We start from the raw sequence: 18786 nt of genomic DNA, 5'->3' as shown, positions 1-18786 counted from the left end.
TAACCTTTATTCGCTAAGAAGAATCAGTCTTAAATGGATCTAAAAGAATTACAAAGCCTAAAAGTACTCATTGTCGATGACTTTGCCGAAGTGCGACGGTCAACCAAATCGATGCTGTACAGTTTAGGGTTTAAAACGGCGATGGACGCCTATGACGCCAACTCAGCTACCAAAATGTTACAGGAAAACAGCTTTGATCTCATTCTCTGTGACTATAATTTAGGTGACAGTCGAAATGGTTTACGCCTGCTAGAAGAATGGCGACACGACAAACTGATTACGCCTAAAACGATTTTTGTCCTAATTACCGGCGATACTTCTAAGCCCATTGTGGTCAGTGCAATGGAGCACCAGCCAGACGATTACCTGTCTAAACCCTTTACTGCCGATATTCTGAACGTTCGTATTTCGCGTTGGTTTGAACGCCGTCGTATCATGCACAAAATTTCAGTATTACGCGATCGCAAAGATTGGGTGCGTTTAGGTAAAGCTTCGGTTCAGGTGATTAAGCGCTATCCTCGCTATCGTGCACAGGCGCAAAAATTTTATGCAGAGTCGCTTATACAGCGTAAGCGTTATGGTGATGCAGAAAGTTTTTTACAGGGCCTGTTAGATCGTCGATACCAAAGCTGGGCGCATATGGAGCTGTGCAAAATTTTAATCGCCAAAGGTGAATTAGAAACTGCCGAAGATAATTTGCGCGATTTGATTTTGAACGATTTGAATCAAATCGAAGCCTACGATTATCTTGCCTATGTGTTAGGTAAACGCGGTAATAAAAAAGAGCAACAGCAGGTTTTAGTGCAAGCCATTCGCCTGTCGCCACAAAATTTTTCTCGATTAAATCGTCTCACGTCGGTTGCACTCGAAAACGGCGACTATCATCGTGCGAGTTTATCCTTAAAAGATCTTGTGACGATGTCGACCAATACCATGCATGAATCGGTCGAGCTTTATCAGCGTTATGTTCATAACCTGTCTATTGAGCAAGAAATTCCTAATTCACGTTCTCGTGCGCGCGAGATCGGCAAAGAAATTATCCGAATCACTAAACGGATGCGATCCAAATATGGTCAAGAAGTGAATGCTCGAGTCTTTCTTGATGCGATTTCTGTGAAAACTTCGAGTGATCCAAGTTCGCATACCTTTGGAGATAAGCTTGATCGACTGCTAGCGATGACGCTAGATAATGTCGATCACATTAATTCTATTTCGGCGTTAACCCTTGTTGGTACTTTTTACGCAGCGGGCCGTTATAACGATGGTGATGAATTGGTTCGTCGCTTCTCGCAACGCTTTAAGCGAAAGCCTGCCATCATCAAAGAGTTAAAATTATTACAAGCCGAGCCAGTTTCTCTGGCCATACGTCAGCAAGCCCACGAGTTGAATGTTCGCGGTATTAAACTGTATGAAAAAGATTCATACGGTGAAGCGATACAACTGTTTAAGCAGGCAATGGAGCTGTCACCTCGTCACTCAGGTATTATTTTGAATCTGGTTCAATCTCAAGTGCGCATGATGAAAGCGGCCAAACCTAACCCGGTGATCGTAAAAGAATGTCGAGGTTATTTGGAACGTTTAGATTACTTGCCGCGAGAGCATGGCCAATACACGCGTTATAAAAAGCTCAAAGAACAGTTTTCCAAGCTTTAGGAGGTTTTCGTGGATATTCAAACAATGATGGCATCGACCGTTCATGATGTTAAAAATTCACTCGGGCTGATAGACAGCCAATTGCTGCACCTTGTTGATCGTGCCAGTGAATTAGACATCCAGGTGGCTGAGGATATCCAGCGAATCCAACTGGAATGCGCTCGCATAAATAATGGCATGGTTCATATGCTGGGCCTTTATCGAATGGAACAGGGGCAGCTGGTGGCTGGCTTTGAAGATGTCATGGTCAACGATGTGGTTGAAGATTCAATTTCTCGCCATGGCGACTTATTAAAAGCGCGCGGTATTGATGTCAAAATTCGTGACAACACGCCAGAAGGTCTTTGGTACATCGACCCTAATTTGGTAGAAGGTCTGCTTACTAACCTGATCACCAACAGTATTCGTTATACCAAGGCGTCAATTAAATTTTTAATACAAGAGCAGGACGGTTGGTTAAATATCCGCATGACTGACGATGGTGAAGGCTTTCCTAAAGCCATGCTAGGCACACCACACGAGCCAGAAGCATTGAATTATCGTACAGGCGCAACGGGTTTAGGTTTGTATTTCTGTCAGCAAATAGCTCAGCTGCATGTGAATAAAGATCGCAAAGGCTACATAGAATTAAGCAACCTAGCTGAAAAAGAAGGCGCGGTCATTGACCTTTGGTTGCCATAGTCTGAGTATATTCTCTGGGTTGTGGTACAGTGTGCCAGCAATAGCCATAATCGTAGTAAGGAGATAGGCGTGGAAAGCGCGCAACATCGTCTGAATGAAGCTTTCAGAACATCAAAAAAAATAGGTCGGATTCGGCAAAAAAATGAATCCATCATCATTCAGGCTGCTGAAGTCGAATTTGCCAAAAATGGATTTAAGGGCACATCCTTAAATGCGGTGGCTAAACGCGCTGGGCTGCCTAAATCGAATATTCTGTATTACTTTAAAAGTAAGCACGGTCTTTATGGTGCCTTGTTGGCTGACATCTTAGTGATGTGGAACCAGTCATTTAATGATATTACCGTCGACTCAGATCCAGCCCAAGTGTTGTACAGCTATATCGAAGAAAAAATTCATTATTCTTCTACGCATCCATTGGCGTCGAAAATTTTTGCCACTGAAATCATTCAGGGCGCACCGCATTTAGAACCCTATTTATCGGATGACTTAGGTAAGTGGGTTAAAGAGCGGGCATCGGTGATCCAAGCTTGGATCGACGCCGGTAAGATCAAACCAATCCAACCGATTCATTTAATCTTTTTAATTTGGAGTAGCACCCAGCACTACGCCGATTTTGCTACGCAAATTCAATGGGCGTTGGGCAAAGAAGCTTACGAGCCAGAAGATTTTGAACAGGCGACTAAGACGATTGCGACGATTATTCTAGGCGGTCTAGGTTTGTCGGTGCCGCAATAAAATTTGCTGATGGTTGGTGTTGGTTCTTGTCAGCTTTATTGGATGTCTCCAATGAAGCTGATCAGCTGTTTAGGCTTGGCTAGATAGAAATTAATACTTAGCCGCTTATCCGCGAGCGTTACTTTGGATGGTGTTGGCTTAATAACTGGTCGAGCGTCAGTACATAGGAGTCGACAAAGTGACTCATAAAATACTCCACTTCTTTTGAATTTCGTTGCCGGATGCTGTTTTCGATATCCTGAAAGGCATCGTTAAACTCAATATTTCCCGCCCTAATTTCGCTTTGGCATTTTAAATAGGCGCTGATCAAGTCCGCCGATTTCACCAGCTCGGCAATACCTGGATGAGTTTCACTGTGCAATAGATGTTGTTGATAGCGCGCCTTCATCGCTTCAGGCAGCAGCGATAGCAGCTCATTTTCCGCTTCATCTTCTATGCGTTTATAGGCGTCGGTAATGGTTTTAGAATGGTACTTGATCGGTGTTGGTAGATCACCGGTGATGACTTCACTGCAATCGTGATACAGAGCGGTTGTCGCAACCTGTTCGGCAGTAAAGCCTTCCAATGGTTGCTTCAGTACATCTTGGCGAATAATCGCCAATGCATGAGCGATGGTAGCAACCTGCCAGCTGTGTTCCATGACGTTTTCGTTGGTGATATTGCGTTTTAAACCCCAGCGTTTTATCCAACGTAGGCGATCAAGATAAGCAAAAAAACGATAAGCCATAGTCACTCTCTTTGTTCGAAAAAGTGGGTCGGTGCACAACGAATGTGGCACCGACTTTTGCGAAAGTCCGTTTGCTTTCGGCTATTTTAGCGCATCCAGTTGCGTTAGCTGGCCGGTTAAATCCGCTAACTTACTTTGATACGCAGCTGCTTTTTCTTTCTCTTTAGCAATCACCGCTTCTGGTGCTTTACCAACAAATTTTTCATTGTTGAGCTTGCCTTCAACGCGTGCCAGTTCGGCTTTGGTTTTATCGATTTCTTTGTTAATGCGCGCTTTTTCAGCATCAACATCGATCAAACCAGCCATTGGTACCAACACTTTTAAATGATCAACAAGAGCCGTCGAACTTGGCGGAACTTCGTCGCCTTCATTAACCCAAGTGATGCTTTCTAACTTAGCCAGTTGCTTTAAGAAGGTTTCGTTTTCTTTATAGCGGCGCTCATCTTCGGCAGTACCATTTTGCAATAAAATAGCGATGGCTTTGCTCGGTGCAATGTTCATTTCACCGCGAATATTACGTACGCCGGTAATGACACCCTTAACCCATTCAAGATCGGCTTCGGCACTGGCATCAACATTACTTGGCTCAGCGATAGGGAAGGCCTCAAGCATAATTGAGTCGCCGGTTGCGCCAGTGACAGGCTTAATGCTTTGCCAAATCTCTTCAGAGATAAACGGCATGATTGGGTGGATCAGTTTAAGCAAACTGTCTAGTACGCTGACAACCGTTTTACGTGTGCCACGTAACTGAGCTTCGCTGCTGTCTTCGTTCCAAAATACCGGCTTAGAAAGTTCAAGATACCAAGAGCAGTATTCATCCCAAATAAAGGAATAGAGCGACTGGCTCATCAGGTCAAAACGATATTGCGCGTAGTGTTTATGAACTTCTGTTATCAGGTTTTGTAAGCGCGATTGAATCCACTTATCGGCCAGCGACAGTTCAAGCTCGCCACCATTTTGGCCGCAATCCAACGGCGCACCAAATTCGTCGCTACCTTCAATAGTTTCAAAGGTGTTCATCTGTACCAAGCGCGCAGCGTTCCATAATTTATTACAGAAATTGCGGTAACCTTCGAGGCGTTTTACATCGAAGTTAATATCGCGCGACAGCGATGCTAACGAGGTTAGAGTAAAGCGCAGTGCGTCGGTGCCAGACTCACTAAAGCCATCAGGGAAGGTTTTGCGAGTGTTCTTTTCTACCTTGGCTGCAAGCTTCGGTTGCATCATACCGCTGGTGCGCTTGGCAACGAGGCTGTCTAGATCGATACCGTCAATCAAGTCGATCGGGTCTAAAACATTACCTTTCGATTTCGACATTTTCGCGCCGTGTTCGTCGCGAATTAGACCGGTAACATAAACTTTTTTGAACGGTACCTGTGGTTTGCCGTTTTCATCTTTGATGAAGTGCATGGTCATCATGATCATGCGCGCCACCCAGAAGAAAATGATGTCGAAACCGGTTACCAGTACGTCAGTCGGGTGGAAACGTTGTACGGTTTCCATATCGTGTGGCCAGCCCAACGTAGAGAAAGTCCACAATGCAGAGCTGAACCAGGTGTCGAGTACATCTTCATCGCGGTTAAGTTCTACAGAAGCATCTAAACCGTATTTGCTGCGAGCTTCGGCTTCGCTGCGAGCAACATAAACTTTGCCGTTAGCATCGTACCAAGCCGGAATCTGGTGGCCCCACCAAAGTTGGCGCGAAATACACCAGTCTTGGATGTTGTCCATCCAATGGAAGTATTCGTTTTCGAACATTTTCGGCACAAATTCAATTTGGCCAGAACGCACCGCATCGGCCGCAGGTACTGCCAGCTTTGTAGCGGCAACATACCATTGGTCGGTGAGCCAAGGCTCAACCGTTGCGCCAGAGCGGTCACCGCGAGGCACCATAAGGGTGTGATCTTTAATGGAGTCGAGTAGACCAAGCTGATCAAAGTCGGCAATGATCTTTTTACGCGCATCGTAACGATCTAGCTCGGCATAGCCTTCAGGCAAGCTGCCGTCAAAATCGGCCAATGGTTTGCCTTCGTAATCAAAGCCTTGAGCTGCAGGTAAAATCGCCGCGCTGGCATTGAAGATGTTAATCAGTTGCGCGCCGTTACGCTTACCTACTTCATAGTCGTTAAAGTCGTGCGCTGGGGTGATTTTGACGCAGCCGGTACCGAATTCCATATCGACGTAGTCGTCAGCAATAATAGGAATGCGACGGCCAACCAACGGTAAATCAACAAATTTACCGACTAACGAAGCATAGCGCTCGTCTTCTGGATGCACCGCAACAGCAGAGTCGCCGAGCATGGTTTCTGGTCGAGTGGTGGCTACGACCAAGTAATTTTTGCCGTCTGCTGTGCTGGCACCGTCGGCCAATGGATAACGGAAGTGCCACAAGTGGCCCTGTTCTTCGTGGTTTTCCACTTCTAAGTCAGAAATCGCCGTGTGGAATTTAGGGTCCCAGTTGACTAGACGTTTACCGCGATAAAGCAGGCCTTCGTCGTACAGCTGTACAAACACTTCGCGTACCGCTTCGCTTAGGCCTTCGTCCATGGTGAAGCGTTCACGCTCCCAATCAACCGAATCGCCCAAGCGGCGCATCTGGTTGGTGATGGTGCCACCAGACTGGTTTTTCCATTCCCAAACACGGTCGATAAAGGTTTCTCGGCCTAAGTCGTGGCGCGTTTTGCCTTCAGCAGAAAGTAAACGCTCAACCACCATTTGCGTTGCAATACCGGCATGGTCGGTGCCCGGTTGCCAAAGCGTATCTTTGCCCATCATTCGGTTGTAGCGAATCAGAGCATCCATAATAGTCTGTTGGAAAGCATGACCCATGTGCAGGCTGCCGGTGACATTCGGTGGCGGAATCATAATGCAGTAAGGATCACCTTCGCCGCTCGGGCGGAAGTAGTGATTGCTTTCCCACTGGTCGTAGTGTTTACGTTCTATTTGATTCGGCTGGTAAGTCTTATCCATGAGATTCTCTGATTCTGGTTATACAGGCAACGGTCAATAAGGCATAAAGCGGCGCATTATACCTGTTTGTGTTGAAGAGTTCAGGTGCTGTTTGTGATTTTTATGGCTCGTTCGATGGCACTATTTCGACGGCGGTTTGCGTCGATTAAGCAACTGATCGGTTTCGGTAAGCTGATGCTGTTTGAGCTGCTCTTGCACAAAGAGCTGGAAGTCATGCTCTAGCTGGCTGTTTAATTCTTGCTCAAATTTTTTCACGTACTTTCTAACTAACTGGTTTTTCCAACTGCGGAAGCAGCTGTCCATATGGGCGATGAGCTGGTCGGCATCAGCCGAAAGCGTTACGGCTTCGGCGCTTTGCTCGTTAGGTATTAGAGGTTCGGCCTCTTGTGCCGCACCTGTTGGTGTTTGTGATGGTGATTGTGCTGATGTTGTCGAGGCAGAGCTGGCGCTGGTTATTGATGGCTTATTGGCATTTGCCGCCTGTTTGCTTTCTTGCAAGCGGGCAACCGCTTCATTGCGAATTTTGATCAGTTCGGACAGCGAATCGCTGGAAAGGAAAGGGTTGTCTGGGTTGATGCCGTCTAAACTTTTTTGGCCGAGCGCTGCCTGGTCGATGATGTCATCCAGGGTTGGAATTTCTGCATTTTCTAAAATCTCATCGAGACTTTGGCGAATGGTTTCCAACTCTTTGATCAAGGATTTATTTGATGTCTGACTCATTGTGGCATCCGCTGGCGTAGATCGTGTCGATTGAGTTCGTAACCTCGGTCTTGATAATAACGATAGCGAGCTCGGCTCGATTCTAATAAATCCGGCTGCTGGCTGACAACTTCAAAAACTCGAATAAAGCGTGAAAAATAGCTCGGCACCTGCTCGCACAGGTTAATCAAAATATCGTGGTGCGTACCGCAGTCGTCCGTATGGCTAAGTTGTAACGAGTGTGCCGCCTGATCGATTTCGGTATGGGCCAAAAAGGCATCGGCTCTAGCAGCCCATAATGCTTGGCTTACTGCTTTGCTTTGTTCTGCAGATGCACAGGCAATTAAAATATCATGACCGCGCGCTTGAGCTTTCATAACCAGCCTTGCAACATACTGCAGGCGTTCAATGTCTTGGTGAGAAGCTAAGATATGAAAGTCTATTTTAGTCATGCGGTGTGTTCGTTCGTTTGTTGGTTGCTCAAATCAGTGTCTACTTAAATCAGTGTTTGTTCAAATCTGAGCCTATTTAAAGCCTGTTAGCTGGTCAGCAGATGAGAAACTGTGCGCTTGCTAAGCTGTTTAACAAGCGCACGTTTAGTCAGCAGGCATTGCTGCCAGTTGGCTTTTCAGTCTCGTTAGCCTTGTTGATTCAACAAGTATTGCACCAACATGCCAACAGGGCGACCGGTTGCTCCAGCTTTAGCATTTTCCCAGCCAGTACCGGCAATATCTAAATGCGCCCAAGGGTAGTTTTCGGCAAATTCAGAAAGGTACAGCGCTGCGGTAATAGAGCCGCCAGCTCGGCTGCCAACATTGCGTAAGTCGGCATAGGGTGAGTCTAATTGCTCGCGGTAATCTTGCCACATTGGCATTGCCCAACCGCGATCCCAAGTTTCTTGCCCAGCTGTTACGATTTGCGCTTGCAGCTCGTCTTTGTTGGCGTAAACCGCTGTAGCATGGTGGCCAAGGCCAACAACAATAGCGCCGGTTAATGTCGCGATATCAATTACCGAAGCCGGCTCAAAACGTTCAACGTAGGTGAGCGTGTCGCACAGTACTAAGCGGCCTTCAGCATCGGTATTGATGATCTCAACGGTTTTGCCGTTCATGCAGGTAACAACATCGCCCGGACGAGTTGCGCCACCAGAAACCATGTTTTCTGCTGTTGCCACAACGCCGATAATATTCAGCTTAGGCTTTAGTTCGGCAATGGTGTTCATTGCGCCAAATACCGACGCCGCGCCGAGCATATCCCATTTCATTTCTTCCATACCGGCAGCCGGTTTAATGCTGATGCCGCCGGAATCGAAGGTTAGGCCTTTGCCAACCAAAACGTGTGGTTTTTCATCGGCGCTGGCACCGTTGTATTTCATTACAATAATTTTGCCAGCCTTGTCGCTGCCTTGCGAAACTGCCATAAAAGCGCCCATGCCCATCTCTAACAGCTGCTCTTCTTCTAAGATATCGACATCGATGTGGCTGTAGTTTTGGCCTAATTCACGCGCTTGCTGTGCTAGGTAATCTGGGTCGCAGATGTTCGCCGGTAAGTTGCCGAGTTCACGCGCAACGTTTACACCTTTAGCCATTGCTTGGCCTGTGCTAATGGCAGAATCCAAATCGCCTTGGCTGCTTAGTAATGCAACTTCGGTAACGCTGATTGGCTCGTTCTTTTTGCTCTTGGTTGTATCGTATTTGTACAGAGCGGCCAATAGCGCTTCGCTGGCTTTAGCGGCGGTCCATTCAATAGAGCGCTGTGCAGGTTTTAGGTCATCAAGGGTAAACGCAGCAGATGTCACGGTTGAACTTTTTAGTTCGCCTGCCAGACTCGCCACCACTTTAAAGAAGGCGGTTTCGTTAAAATCCGCAGAGTTGCCAGCACCAATAAAGCTGATGCGCTGAGCCGGTAAATCGCTATGGCCAATTAACGGCGTGACGTTGCCCAGTTTTGTGCTGATAGCATCGCTGTTTAACAGCTGCGCTACCACGCTAGAACTAGCTTTAAGTGCAGCGATGCTGCTACTTTCTTTGTCGCTAAAATGGATAACAAACAGCTGCTGCTGGGCAACAGAAGAGAGATCAAAAGAGGCAGAAAATAATTTCATCAGGTATCCGTTTATTTAAAGTCTAAAAAATAGGGCGTTTAAAAATAAGCCGCCTAAAAATAAGTCAGAGAAGGGCGATATGCTTAAATTGCCGCGCCGCCATCGTAGAAGTTGGCGATCTCGCCGACAGCAAAGCTTGGTTGCATGTCAAACAGGGTTCATTCAGCTAGCTTCATCAATTTAAGACATCGCGCTATTTAAGGCGCTAGTTTGCCCTGATTTACGCCAAAAATATAGGAAGTCGCCCGAAATGACGATGAATCGCAACGCTAAAACCCGTATGCTGTCGCCTGTAATGACACTCAGCGACAGTTGCTTCAAAACAGGAGCCAATAACCTAAGCTAGAGTTGGTACCTAGGCTAAAGTTAGTACCTAAGCTTGAGTTCGATTACACTCATTTCAACCCTCAACCGCATGATAACTAAATAGCTATGACAGATACTCAATCCGCCTTACCAATAGAAGAACTAGAAAGAAACGCAGCCGGTGCCGCAAGCTTGCTCAAAGCATTAAGCAACGAAAGCCGCCTATTAATACTGTGTAATCTAGCCGGTGGCGAAAAATGCGTAGGCGAGTTGAACGAGAAAATACCGCTGAGCCAGTCTGCGCTTTCTCAGCATTTAGCGCGTCTGCGTAGCGACGAGCTAGTGACCGTACGTAAAGAAGCCCAAACCGTTTATTACCGCATTGCCAGTAAAGAAGCCGAAGCAATCATCAGTGTTTTGTATAATCTTTACTGCTCGTAAATGTGCGTAATGTCTAATTTTAACGACTAAATAGCGCGAATGTGCGCCTAATCTCTTCGAACCCTGTTGCTTTTTTCACCATAAGCTGTGCATTATTTGAACACTAGGTGATAACTTTACGAACGTAAACTTATCTAAACAATCGAAAACGCTAAGAGTTTGAACGTTTAGGTGGTCCATGCAAATGAAAGAAGCTAGCTTAAATAGAGCCGTATCCTATTCTAGTGCGGAGTTTCCCCCTTTGCCGCCGCGTCGCCGTATTTCAGCAACATGCTGGGAACGCGTCTGGTGGTTAACGCTTGCTGAGCCTTTATTGAATCAGCAAGGGTTAAACAGCGTGTTGCAAGATCTCTCGAATGAAAAGGTCGAGTTTAGAGCGCAGTTACGAACACATCAGCGAATCAGCATTACCATTAAAGTCAGTGGTATCGATGATCAAACTGAATTTCAGCTTTCAATGGCTGCCATTGCACGAATCCATACCGATGTTTGCCACATTGAGCGCGTAGAAGACCGGCTCGCCAGCGTTTGGCCAATCGATAAGTTCTTCTAATCCAAAACACATAAAAAAACGAGGCTCATGGCCTCGTTTTTAGTTTGTTTGCTGTTTAGGGTGTTTAGCATCAAAAACGAAGAAACCTAACCCAACACATTACCGTACGGTAAAAATCGGTTTTCAGTATTTGCTTTAATCCACGCCGTCAGCTCCTTATCTGGGAACTCACCACGCGCCTTTAACTCTTTGCACACCCAAATGGTCGGGTTTTTATCGCCACCAAACCAATCGGCCCAATGGCTTTCGGCCAAAGTAAAAAAGCGCGCCAGCTTTTTCAGCGTGTCGCTATCCAATGTTTCTAGCACCGCACTCCAGTGTTCGCGGTTCATCTGCATATGCGATTGCAACCCAGCAACCTCTGCCGCAGGCGCATCGCCAAACTGCTCCGCATTTACATACTGCGCAGCACTGAGCAATAACGCCTCGCTCGGTTTTGAGGTAGGAGCGCCAGGCTCCCAGCTACCAGTGGTCAAAATAAAACTCCTTACAGTGCCAAAAGGCAAATAGCCTCGCGGCTGAATACTAAATAGTGTCTATCGGTTGAGTGGCAGGATAACCGATTATCCGCAATAGGTTGGTATTGTTTATTGAGATGCAAGGTAAATACAAGAGAAAGTCGTAAGGTTGGTGGGTTTAGTAACTAATATTAAGCTAACGTTGAAAGTGACTTTCTGAATGCAGTAATGTATTTACTATTTTATAGTCGACGGTAACTAAGCGATTTTCGAAGCTAACATCTAGGCTATATCGGTATAGCGTAACTCTTAGATATGGATTTCAAATGACTGATAAATTTAACTTACTTGATGTTTATGAACAAAACCTAAATTTTTTAATCGGTGCGGGCGCATCATATGGTTTTTTACCAACATTGGCTTTGAAAATTAAAGATGAAGACGGGAATAACTGTACCTTCGAAACGCTGGCAAAAAAATATGAGAGTGATGATCAAGTAAAGACTTTGCTGTTTATGCACTATTACAATACTTGCATTAAACCCGGTCTATTAGTGCAAGAAGGTTGTGATGAAGAAAAGCAGGGCGTTACCGATCAATATAAACTCTTTATGAAAACCCTTATTCAGCTATTAAATCGGCAAAAGTCAAATAGTAAAAGAGCGAATATATTTACTACTAACTATGATAATTGCTTTGAATCTGCCAGCGAAGAGTTGTTAATCAGTAAAGAAGAAAGGTTTTATGTGAATGATGGTGGTTCTGGTTTTCAGAGGCGAATATTTAATATTGAGAGCTTTAACCATCGAATCGTAAATAGAAGTTTTTCTGACCGTTACGATCAGTATATTCCGCAAATAAACCTCCTTCACGCACATGGTTCCATTAATTGGGAGAAGGGTGAGGCAGATGGTGAAATCATAATAAATTATGGCGATTGTGAATTTTATTTTGATTTTAGTGATGATGAAAAAGAGTTACTAAGTGCCTTTAAAGATATTGTTGAGAATGATGAGAAAATAGTTGCAGCTATTGATAGCTTCAAGCGTGATAACGACCTCGAAGTTCTTGATATCAGTTCCTTCTGGGGGAACTATAATAAGATACCGATAGTCAATCCAACCAAGTGGAAATTCCATGAGACTGTATTCGAAGAAACCTATTATCAAATTTTACGCCATTTAAGCTATGAGTTAGAGCGGCCTAATTCAGTGCTTATCACATTTGGTTTTTCTTTTGCAGACGAACATATTTTAAGCCTAGTAAAAAGGTCATTATCCAATCCATCGTTGACTTTGTACGTATCTTGCTTCAATCAATATGAATATAAATCTATGCAGAAAAAGTTTGAAGGCTTCTCGAATGTTCAGTTTATTTATTCAGATGAAGGCGATATGGATTTTGCTAGGTTTAACTCAACACGGTTTACTGTAAATCAGCCTAAAGAAGAGTTGTGTGAATCTAAATCAGAAACCCCTTCAGAGGCTGATCATCAAATTATACAGGCTTCCAGTTTATGAGTATTGCTATTGGTGAGGTGGTTTCGGTTAAAGGCACTAGCATTGTCCTTCAGCTTTATGAGGAGTCTAATAAAGACACTCTTTTCTACAATGGTGAAAAGTTCAACGGTGTTTCGATTCAGGAGTTTTTATTAATTCGCCGTGGATTTAAAGATATTGTCGCTAGAGTTCAAGGGGAGTACTTGGATGAAAGACTCAAGGATGAAGAGAACAATTGTTATATTCGAAAAGTAGAATTAACACCAATCGGGTATTTCCAGTTTGATAAATTTCACGAAGGGATTAAGCATTTACCGATGATTCGCGATATTGCTTACTTGATGAGTGAGGCTCAAGTTAAATCGATATATGGCAAGCCTGATGAGAATTTTATAGTTGGTGAAACACTCAAGGAAGAGATAGCAGTGTCACTACCTTGGAGAAGGTTGTTCAATACACATATTGGTGTTTTCGGTAATACTGGGAGTGGCAAGTCGAATACACTAACGAATCTTTATACGACACTATTCCAAAACAAACGAGATAACATACACAATAAAAGCCACTTTGTTGTGATCGACTTTAATGGTGAATACACCCAAGGCCAGCTAATTCCAGATACTGGGTTTAAGGAGGTATTCAATCTCGATACAGGACGCCAAGATGGCGATAAATTCCCTTTAACACAAGACATTTTTTGGGATGAAGAAATTTTTGGCATCTTATTTAAAGCGACTGAAAACACTCAAAAGCCATTTTTAAAGCGTATTGTTTCTGGAAGGAAGAGGTATCAAGCTACTCAAAATAGTCTAACTACTTACGTTAAAAAAACGATTGAACGAGCTTTTTTAAGTACCGCACCAAGGAAAGAGTTTGTTGACTTGATTCGTGAAATTTCAAATATTGTAGAGTCGCAAGATTTGAAAGAAGTTATTGGTAAAATAGTCTGGCATAGTAGCCAAAATAAGTTTTTTATTGTTGGAGCTAATGACTTTTTTGACGGAGGGGATGGTAGCGCTACATATAATGTTCATTGCAGAGCCGCAGTGGAGGGTATTGATGCAGAGCACCTGTCATCATTCGATGAACTTAGATTGAGAATCTACAGTCAATTACTTTCTGACCTAGTTGGCGGTTATGTTCAGTTTGATCATATACAGCCTCTATTGAAGAGGGTTGAGGCATCGTTAACGTCACTTGACCGTGTTTTTTATGTAGGTGAAGATCTACCTTCAACTAAGCTGCTCTCAATCATCTCTTTACGAAAAACCAATCAAGAAATCAAAAAGATATTGCCTCTTTTGCTTGCTAAGTATTACTACGGTATTCATAAACAGACAGTTATAAATCAAAGTCCACCTGAAAAAACCTTTCATCTGATTATTGATGAGGCTCATAATATTCTTTCGACCCAGTCGAACAGAGAAAGTGAAAGCTGGAAAGATTATAGACTAGAATTGTTTGAAGAAATCATTAAGGAAGGGCGAAAGTTTGGTTTTTTTCTGACTTTATCCAGTCAGAGGCCTGCTGATATTTCTCCAACTATCATGTCTCAACTACATAACTTTTTTATACATCGCTTAGTCAATGATCGAGACTTGCAATTATTGGAGAATACCATTAGCTCCTTGGATGATCTTTCTAGACAGATGATCCCTAATTTACCTAAAGGCTGCTCAGTCATCACCGGTACGTCATTTGATATTCCAATGGTTGTTCAGTTTAAAGAAATGGATAAGGGAAGTAAGCCTGATAGTGACGATATCGATATAGAAGCGCTTTGGAGTGAAAGCTAATCAGTTAATTTGTCTTTGTAATGGGTAAGGTAGTTTATATTGATAAAGTTCAACATCTAAAGACCTTACCCAAAAAAAACCTAAACCTCTTTCTGCCACTCTCTCGCCAGCGGTTGCTGGAAGGCGGTAACAATTTCTTCGGCTGTTTCAAACTCGGAACACAGCAGTTGTATTTTGGTTATTGCCGATTCAAACGTCATGGTGCCACAGCTGATGGCGCCACAATCTTTAAATAGTGAACCTGCGGCGTAGAGTGAAAAGTCCACTTCGCCGTCGAGGCATTGGCTGCGTACAAATACTGGAATATTTTTCTCTTTGGCGGTTTTTAAGAAGCGTAAAAACTCGGTAGTCGAGGCGGCGTTGCCGTTGCCTAAGGCGTTGATCAGAATGGCGCGGTGGTGCCAGCTGTCTGGTGTCATTAACGGTTCAATTGAAAGCCCGGGGAATAGGGTGATCACGGCGATGCTGTGTTTTTTCCACGGTTTGCTAAAGCTTAATGGTTGTTGGCTGCTCGGTTGTTGCCAGCTGCTTTCGTGCCAGTTAGGTGAGCTGAAAGCGCTGAACGATGAGGTCGATGTTTTTGTAACGCGGCTGCCCGGTAAGGTTTGCGGGCCAACGGCAACGACGACTTCATTGCGTTGTTCGGTTAAGGCTTTCAGCGCTAACTTTAGGTTTGCTGTGGCGTCTGTGCCTTCTGCGCTTACCGGTAACATGGCGCCAGTCATCACGATAGGTTTGTCAAAACCGGACATCAAATAACTTAACGCAGCAGCCGAAAACGCCAAGGTGTCGGTGCCGTGAATGACTAAAAAGCCGTCGATTTCTTCTGGCGCTTCTAAGATGTCTTTGCGGATTTGGAACCAGTTTTCTGGTTGCAGCTCGGAAGAGTCCAGCAGCGGTTGCCAGTGTTTCCAGCTGATGCTGTGTTGTTGCCATTCGGCTAAATCTGGGTGGTTGGAGTTTAACGCGCGCTCCAGTTCGCCAGCTTTAGGTTCAAGGCCGTTTTCGCCTTGCGTCATGCCGATGGTGCCGCCGGTGTTAATAATTAAAAAGTGAGACATCTGAGTTACCTAGCTGGTGTTAATCGTGAAAGAGTGAGCGCTGCGGCTATGCGTTGGCGATCAGTTTAAAAGAGGGCTGTAGTTTAAAAGCTAATAGCTTAAAGACTAATAGCTTAAGGCAAAGGCGCAGCCGCGCTGCACCTAATGAGCGTTACAGGCTGTCTAAAATAGCAAGCACATCGTCGTGGTGGCTTTTGGTTTTCACCTTTTCGATAATGTGCGCCAAGTTGCCTTGCTCGTCGATAATAAAGGTCAGGCGGTGAATGCCTTCGTATTCTTTACCCATAAATTTTTTCAGTGCCCAAACGCCGTATTGGTCGGCAATGGCGTGGTCTTCATCGCTTAATAGGTCGAAGTTTAAACCTTCTTTTTCGATAAATTTCACCAATCGCACTGGTGCATCTGGGCTAATACCAAGTACAACGGCATTGCGCTTGGCAAATTCGGCTTTAGTGTCACGAATGCCGCAGGCTTGGGTGGTACAGCCCGGCGTCATCGCTTTTGGGTAAAAGTACAGTACAACCTTTTTGCCTTTAAAATCGCTTAAAGAGACGGCTTTGTCTTCTTGGTTGACGGTGCTAAATACCGGTGCGGGTGCGCCGACGCTAGGCAAGTTAAGTGCAGACATAGTTAAGCTCCTCAATAAGAAATAACGCGATTTTGGCGTTAATAATAATTAGTGGCGGCTAGGCTACCGCGCCTTTGCCTAACTAACAACGCTTTACAGAGTCGTATGGTTCACATAATGGTGCCGGAAAAGCGCAATCAAAGGTGCTCTATGGCCGCTTTTCGGTTATTATTGCCTGTTAGTATAAGTTAGCCAAATGACTGATTTTATTATGTTTTTCGAGCAAAGCCGAGAGCAATTTTTTAAACCCGTAACCACCAAGTACCGCGAGCAGATTATTGAGTGCTTGCGCGAGCTGTATCGTCGCTTGTATACCAGCTCCAGTGCGGACTACGGCCATGCGTTGTCGCGTGATGATGTCATTGAAACCTTCAGTGCGGCGTTAGTACGCGCGCCGGTTTTGGCGAGCGAAGAGGGCGATGCCGAACCGAGCCGTTTTCGTAATGCGCGCGACCAAGCCAGTTGGGTGCTGAATCAGCTGATCGAATACGGCTGGGTGGAAAAGCAGGTCGATGAAGCCACGCTGCAAAGCAGCTTTAACTTTAGTCGTCATGGCCGGTTGTTTACCGAACCCTTTATTCATGCCGACTCTGCCTCGGTGCGTACGCGTCATCGTAATACCCGTAACGTGCGTAACGCCATGAACTCCTTTTTGCTGAACGGCGAAGCCTACGACTTACTCGATGCTTGGGAATATTCTGAGCGCATTTTGAGTGACTTTACCGACATCATTTCTGAGTTGGACGACCGTAAGCGTTCGTTGGTGCAGCAAATGGGCGACCAAATGCTGGTGCAACAGGCCACGGCGGACTTTTTCGACTTTATGGAAAAGCGTTTCCAGCCCGATTTAGCCATTCGTCTTTCTGCCGACAGCGTTGAAAAGTACCGCGATGAAATCGCCAAGCAGAGCGCAAAAATTCGCAAGCAGCCAAAGGCCTTTAAGCAGCAAGTTGAACTAAGGCTGCGAGCCTTGTTGCCAGAAATGGTGCAAGAAGGCCAAAGCCTGTTGTTTATGATTTTGGACAGCATCGAAACACGTATGCAATCTGCCAGCGATATCATGCTGCCAGCCTTGCGCCGAGCGTTGCAAGGCTTTACCAAACGCGCCGATATTATTATTCGGCAGATGAGCTATTTGGCCAGTTCCAGCCATAATGATATTGCCCAAGTTTGCACTCGTTTTGCTGAAAAGCCGACGCAAGAGCAGGATCGGCTATTGAGCTTGGCAGGTGAGTTAATGTCGGTGCCGCAGGTCGGTTTGTTAGACCCCGCCAGTGTGCACATTCATAACCGCCAAGCGCGGCGCGAATTTGAATTGAATATGGTGAACGAACAGCTCGACGATTTCGATACCGATGTGCAAAAAGAATTAATGGTGCAGCAGCTGTTGGATCAGGCCTTTTTGGTTAACGATCGGCAGGTGCGCGACTATTTAGCGAAGAATTTAGCCGCCGGTAAAACGGTGCGCAGCGATCAATTACCCGTCAGCAGCGCTACGGATTTATTGGCCTTATCACACGTGATTGAAGTTGGCAGCCGCAGTTCGCTGGCCAGCGATTTAAGTTTTGAAGTGACGCCGGTAGAAGGTGAGGCGGCGACGACAGATTATTTTGAGCGCCAAGATGTGTTTGAAATTCGTTTATGTCAGCCAGCAGCTAGCACTCAGGCAGAAAAAGATGCGCGTTAACATACGCACAGAGCGTACGTTGCGTACCAAAGGAAAGAGCAGAACCCATGTTTAAAGAACTGGATCTTCAGTTAGAAAAAGCCGGCATTAGCCGCAACGAATACAGCGAGTTGATGATTCGCCTGTTGGATTACGGCGTGTTGTGCCGTGACGAAAGCCAAACCGAACAGGTGCTGTACGACCGCTATTTACGCGTCGAAGAATTGGTTGTCGAATACTTGTCTATTTTATCGATTCGCATTAACCACGACGCACGCTTTAACTTTGTTCGTCTGTTCCCACCCGGTGCAGAAATCCCCGGCGTGAGCGATCAGGATACGCCCTTCAATAGCGGCATGAGAGTTAAGTTAACGCAAGCCGAAGTCGCCTGCGTTATCGCCATGCGCAGCCTGTATGATCGCGCCTTAAAAGAAGGCCAGCTCGATGAGCAGGGTTGCGTTATGGTGTCTATCGAAAACATCAGCATCGCGTTACGTAATTTATTGCGCCGCACCTTGCCAGAGAAACTCACGGAGCGCCGCGCGCTGTTTGCTCGCTTAAAGCAGTTGCGTTTAATCCAGTTAAACCAAGAAATTGCAGAAGAGTCGCAAGACTTATGGATTCGGATTCGGCCGATGATTATTCATTATGTTTCCGACGATGTGCTTTCGGCATTAGAAGGTCAGAACTTAGATGAAGAGCCATCAGATGAACAAGACTCAGAAGAGTCGTTAGAAGAAAAGAGCGCAGAAGAGCAGGCCGAAGCTGAAACCGAAGGCTCAGACTCAGCGATAGAAAAGGAATAACGC

At 45.3% G+C, this 18786-nt stretch carries 17 protein-coding genes; 9 read left to right on the top strand and 8 right to left on the bottom strand.

Features of this window, described 5'->3' with window-relative positions; genetic code table 11:
- Positions 1-33 precede the first annotated feature (33 nt).
- The 3 genes from FME95_RS04390 to FME95_RS04380 all read left to right on the top strand — a co-directional run bounded on the left by FME95_RS04390 (position 34) and on the right by FME95_RS04380 (position 3069).
- Positions 34-1653 carry a response regulator gene (locus FME95_RS04390; RefSeq protein WP_147713202.1) on the top strand — a complete coding sequence of 540 codons (1620 nt, stop codon included), beginning with the start codon at positions 34-36 and terminating at the stop codon, positions 1651-1653.
- A gap of 9 nt (positions 1654-1662) precedes the next feature.
- Positions 1663-2334, top strand: a complete 672-nt coding sequence (locus FME95_RS04385) for a sensor histidine kinase (protein WP_147713201.1) — start codon at positions 1663-1665, stop codon at positions 2332-2334.
- Between the two features lie 69 nt (positions 2335-2403).
- Positions 2404-3069 (top strand): TetR/AcrR family transcriptional regulator, encoded by a 666-nt coding sequence (locus tag FME95_RS04380; protein WP_147713200.1) that lies wholly within the window; start codon positions 2404-2406, stop codon positions 3067-3069.
- A 118-nt stretch (positions 3070-3187) separates the two neighbouring features.
- Here FME95_RS04380 and yfbR read toward each other — a convergent pair whose 3' ends face one another.
- The 5 genes from yfbR to FME95_RS04355 form a co-directional block, all read right to left on the bottom strand.
- Positions 3188-3796: a 5'-deoxynucleotidase gene (yfbR, locus tag FME95_RS04375; RefSeq protein WP_147713199.1), complete on the bottom strand. Its 609-nt coding sequence runs from the start codon at positions 3794-3796 to the stop codon at positions 3188-3190.
- 81 nt (positions 3797-3877) lie between these two features.
- The gene (locus FME95_RS04370) at positions 3878-6766 is read right to left on the bottom strand and encodes a valine--tRNA ligase (protein ID WP_147713198.1); all 2889 of its coding nucleotides are present in this window, start codon (positions 6764-6766) and stop codon (positions 3878-3880) included.
- A 120-nt stretch (positions 6767-6886) separates the two neighbouring features.
- Positions 6887-7486 carry a hypothetical protein gene (locus FME95_RS04365; RefSeq protein WP_147713197.1) on the bottom strand — a complete coding sequence of 200 codons (600 nt, stop codon included), beginning with the start codon at positions 7484-7486 and terminating at the stop codon, positions 6887-6889.
- Entirely contained in the window at positions 7483-7917 is a 435-nt protein-coding gene (locus FME95_RS04360; protein WP_147713196.1) for a DNA polymerase III subunit chi, read from the bottom strand. Before FME95_RS04360 ends, FME95_RS04365 begins: the two co-directional genes overlap by 4 nt.
- Before the next feature lie 185 nt (positions 7918-8102).
- Positions 8103-9569: a leucyl aminopeptidase gene (locus tag FME95_RS04355; protein ID WP_147713195.1), complete on the bottom strand. Its 1467-nt coding sequence runs from the start codon at positions 9567-9569 to the stop codon at positions 8103-8105.
- Between the two features lie 432 nt (positions 9570-10001).
- Between FME95_RS04355 and FME95_RS04350 the strand changes: the two genes are divergently transcribed.
- Both FME95_RS04350 and FME95_RS04345 read left to right on the top strand, forming a co-directional pair.
- A complete protein-coding gene (locus FME95_RS04350) occupies positions 10002-10316 on the top strand; it encodes an ArsR/SmtB family transcription factor (protein WP_147713194.1) in 315 nt (104 codons plus the stop codon).
- Between the two features lie 178 nt (positions 10317-10494).
- Positions 10495-10869 carry a hypothetical protein gene (locus FME95_RS04345; protein WP_147713193.1) on the top strand — a complete coding sequence of 125 codons (375 nt, stop codon included), beginning with the start codon at positions 10495-10497 and terminating at the stop codon, positions 10867-10869.
- Between the two features lie 86 nt (positions 10870-10955).
- On the opposite strand, the gene FME95_RS04340 is transcribed toward FME95_RS04345, so the two are convergent.
- Complete coding sequence (locus tag FME95_RS04340; RefSeq protein ID WP_147713192.1) at positions 10956-11345, bottom strand: hypothetical protein; 390 nt, start codon at positions 11343-11345, stop codon at positions 10956-10958.
- A 308-nt stretch (positions 11346-11653) separates the two neighbouring features.
- On the opposite strand from FME95_RS04340, the gene FME95_RS04335 reads away from it, so the two are divergent.
- Together FME95_RS04335 and FME95_RS04330 are read left to right on the top strand one after the other, a co-directional pair.
- The gene (locus tag FME95_RS04335; RefSeq protein ID WP_147713191.1) at positions 11654-12847 is read left to right on the top strand and encodes an SIR2 family protein; all 1194 of its coding nucleotides are present in this window, start codon (positions 11654-11656) and stop codon (positions 12845-12847) included.
- Complete coding sequence (locus FME95_RS04330; protein WP_147713190.1) at positions 12844-14622, top strand: ATP-binding protein; 1779 nt, start codon at positions 12844-12846, stop codon at positions 14620-14622. The genes FME95_RS04335 and FME95_RS04330 overlap by 4 nt, the downstream gene beginning before the upstream one ends.
- Positions 14623-14702: 80 nt before the next feature.
- Here FME95_RS04330 and FME95_RS04325 read toward each other — a convergent pair whose 3' ends face one another.
- Together FME95_RS04325 and bcp are read right to left on the bottom strand one after the other, a co-directional pair.
- On the bottom strand, positions 14703-15683 hold the full coding sequence (locus FME95_RS04325) for an asparaginase domain-containing protein (protein WP_147713189.1): 981 nt from the start codon (positions 15681-15683) through the stop codon (positions 14703-14705).
- A gap of 151 nt (positions 15684-15834) precedes the next feature.
- Positions 15835-16311, bottom strand: a complete 477-nt coding sequence (bcp, locus tag FME95_RS04320) for a thioredoxin-dependent thiol peroxidase (protein ID WP_147713188.1) — start codon at positions 16309-16311, stop codon at positions 15835-15837.
- Between the two features lie 196 nt (positions 16312-16507).
- Here bcp and FME95_RS04315 point away from each other — a divergent pair, with 196 nt between their 5' ends.
- Positions 16508-17998: a Wadjet anti-phage system protein JetA family protein gene (locus tag FME95_RS04315; RefSeq protein ID WP_246109318.1), complete on the top strand. Its 1491-nt coding sequence runs from the start codon at positions 16508-16510 to the stop codon at positions 17996-17998.
- Between the two features lie 47 nt (positions 17999-18045).
- The gene (locus tag FME95_RS04310) at positions 18046-18783 is read left to right on the top strand and encodes a DUF4194 domain-containing protein (protein WP_147713187.1); all 738 of its coding nucleotides are present in this window, start codon (positions 18046-18048) and stop codon (positions 18781-18783) included.
- The last annotated feature ends 3 nt before the right edge of the window (positions 18784-18786 follow it).

Source organism: Reinekea thalattae (assembly GCF_008041945.1).
GTDB lineage: Bacteria > Pseudomonadota > Gammaproteobacteria > Pseudomonadales > Natronospirillaceae > Reinekea > Reinekea thalattae.
Note: the sequence above shows the minus strand (reverse complement) of the source record. Positions and strands in the feature narration are given on the sequence as shown.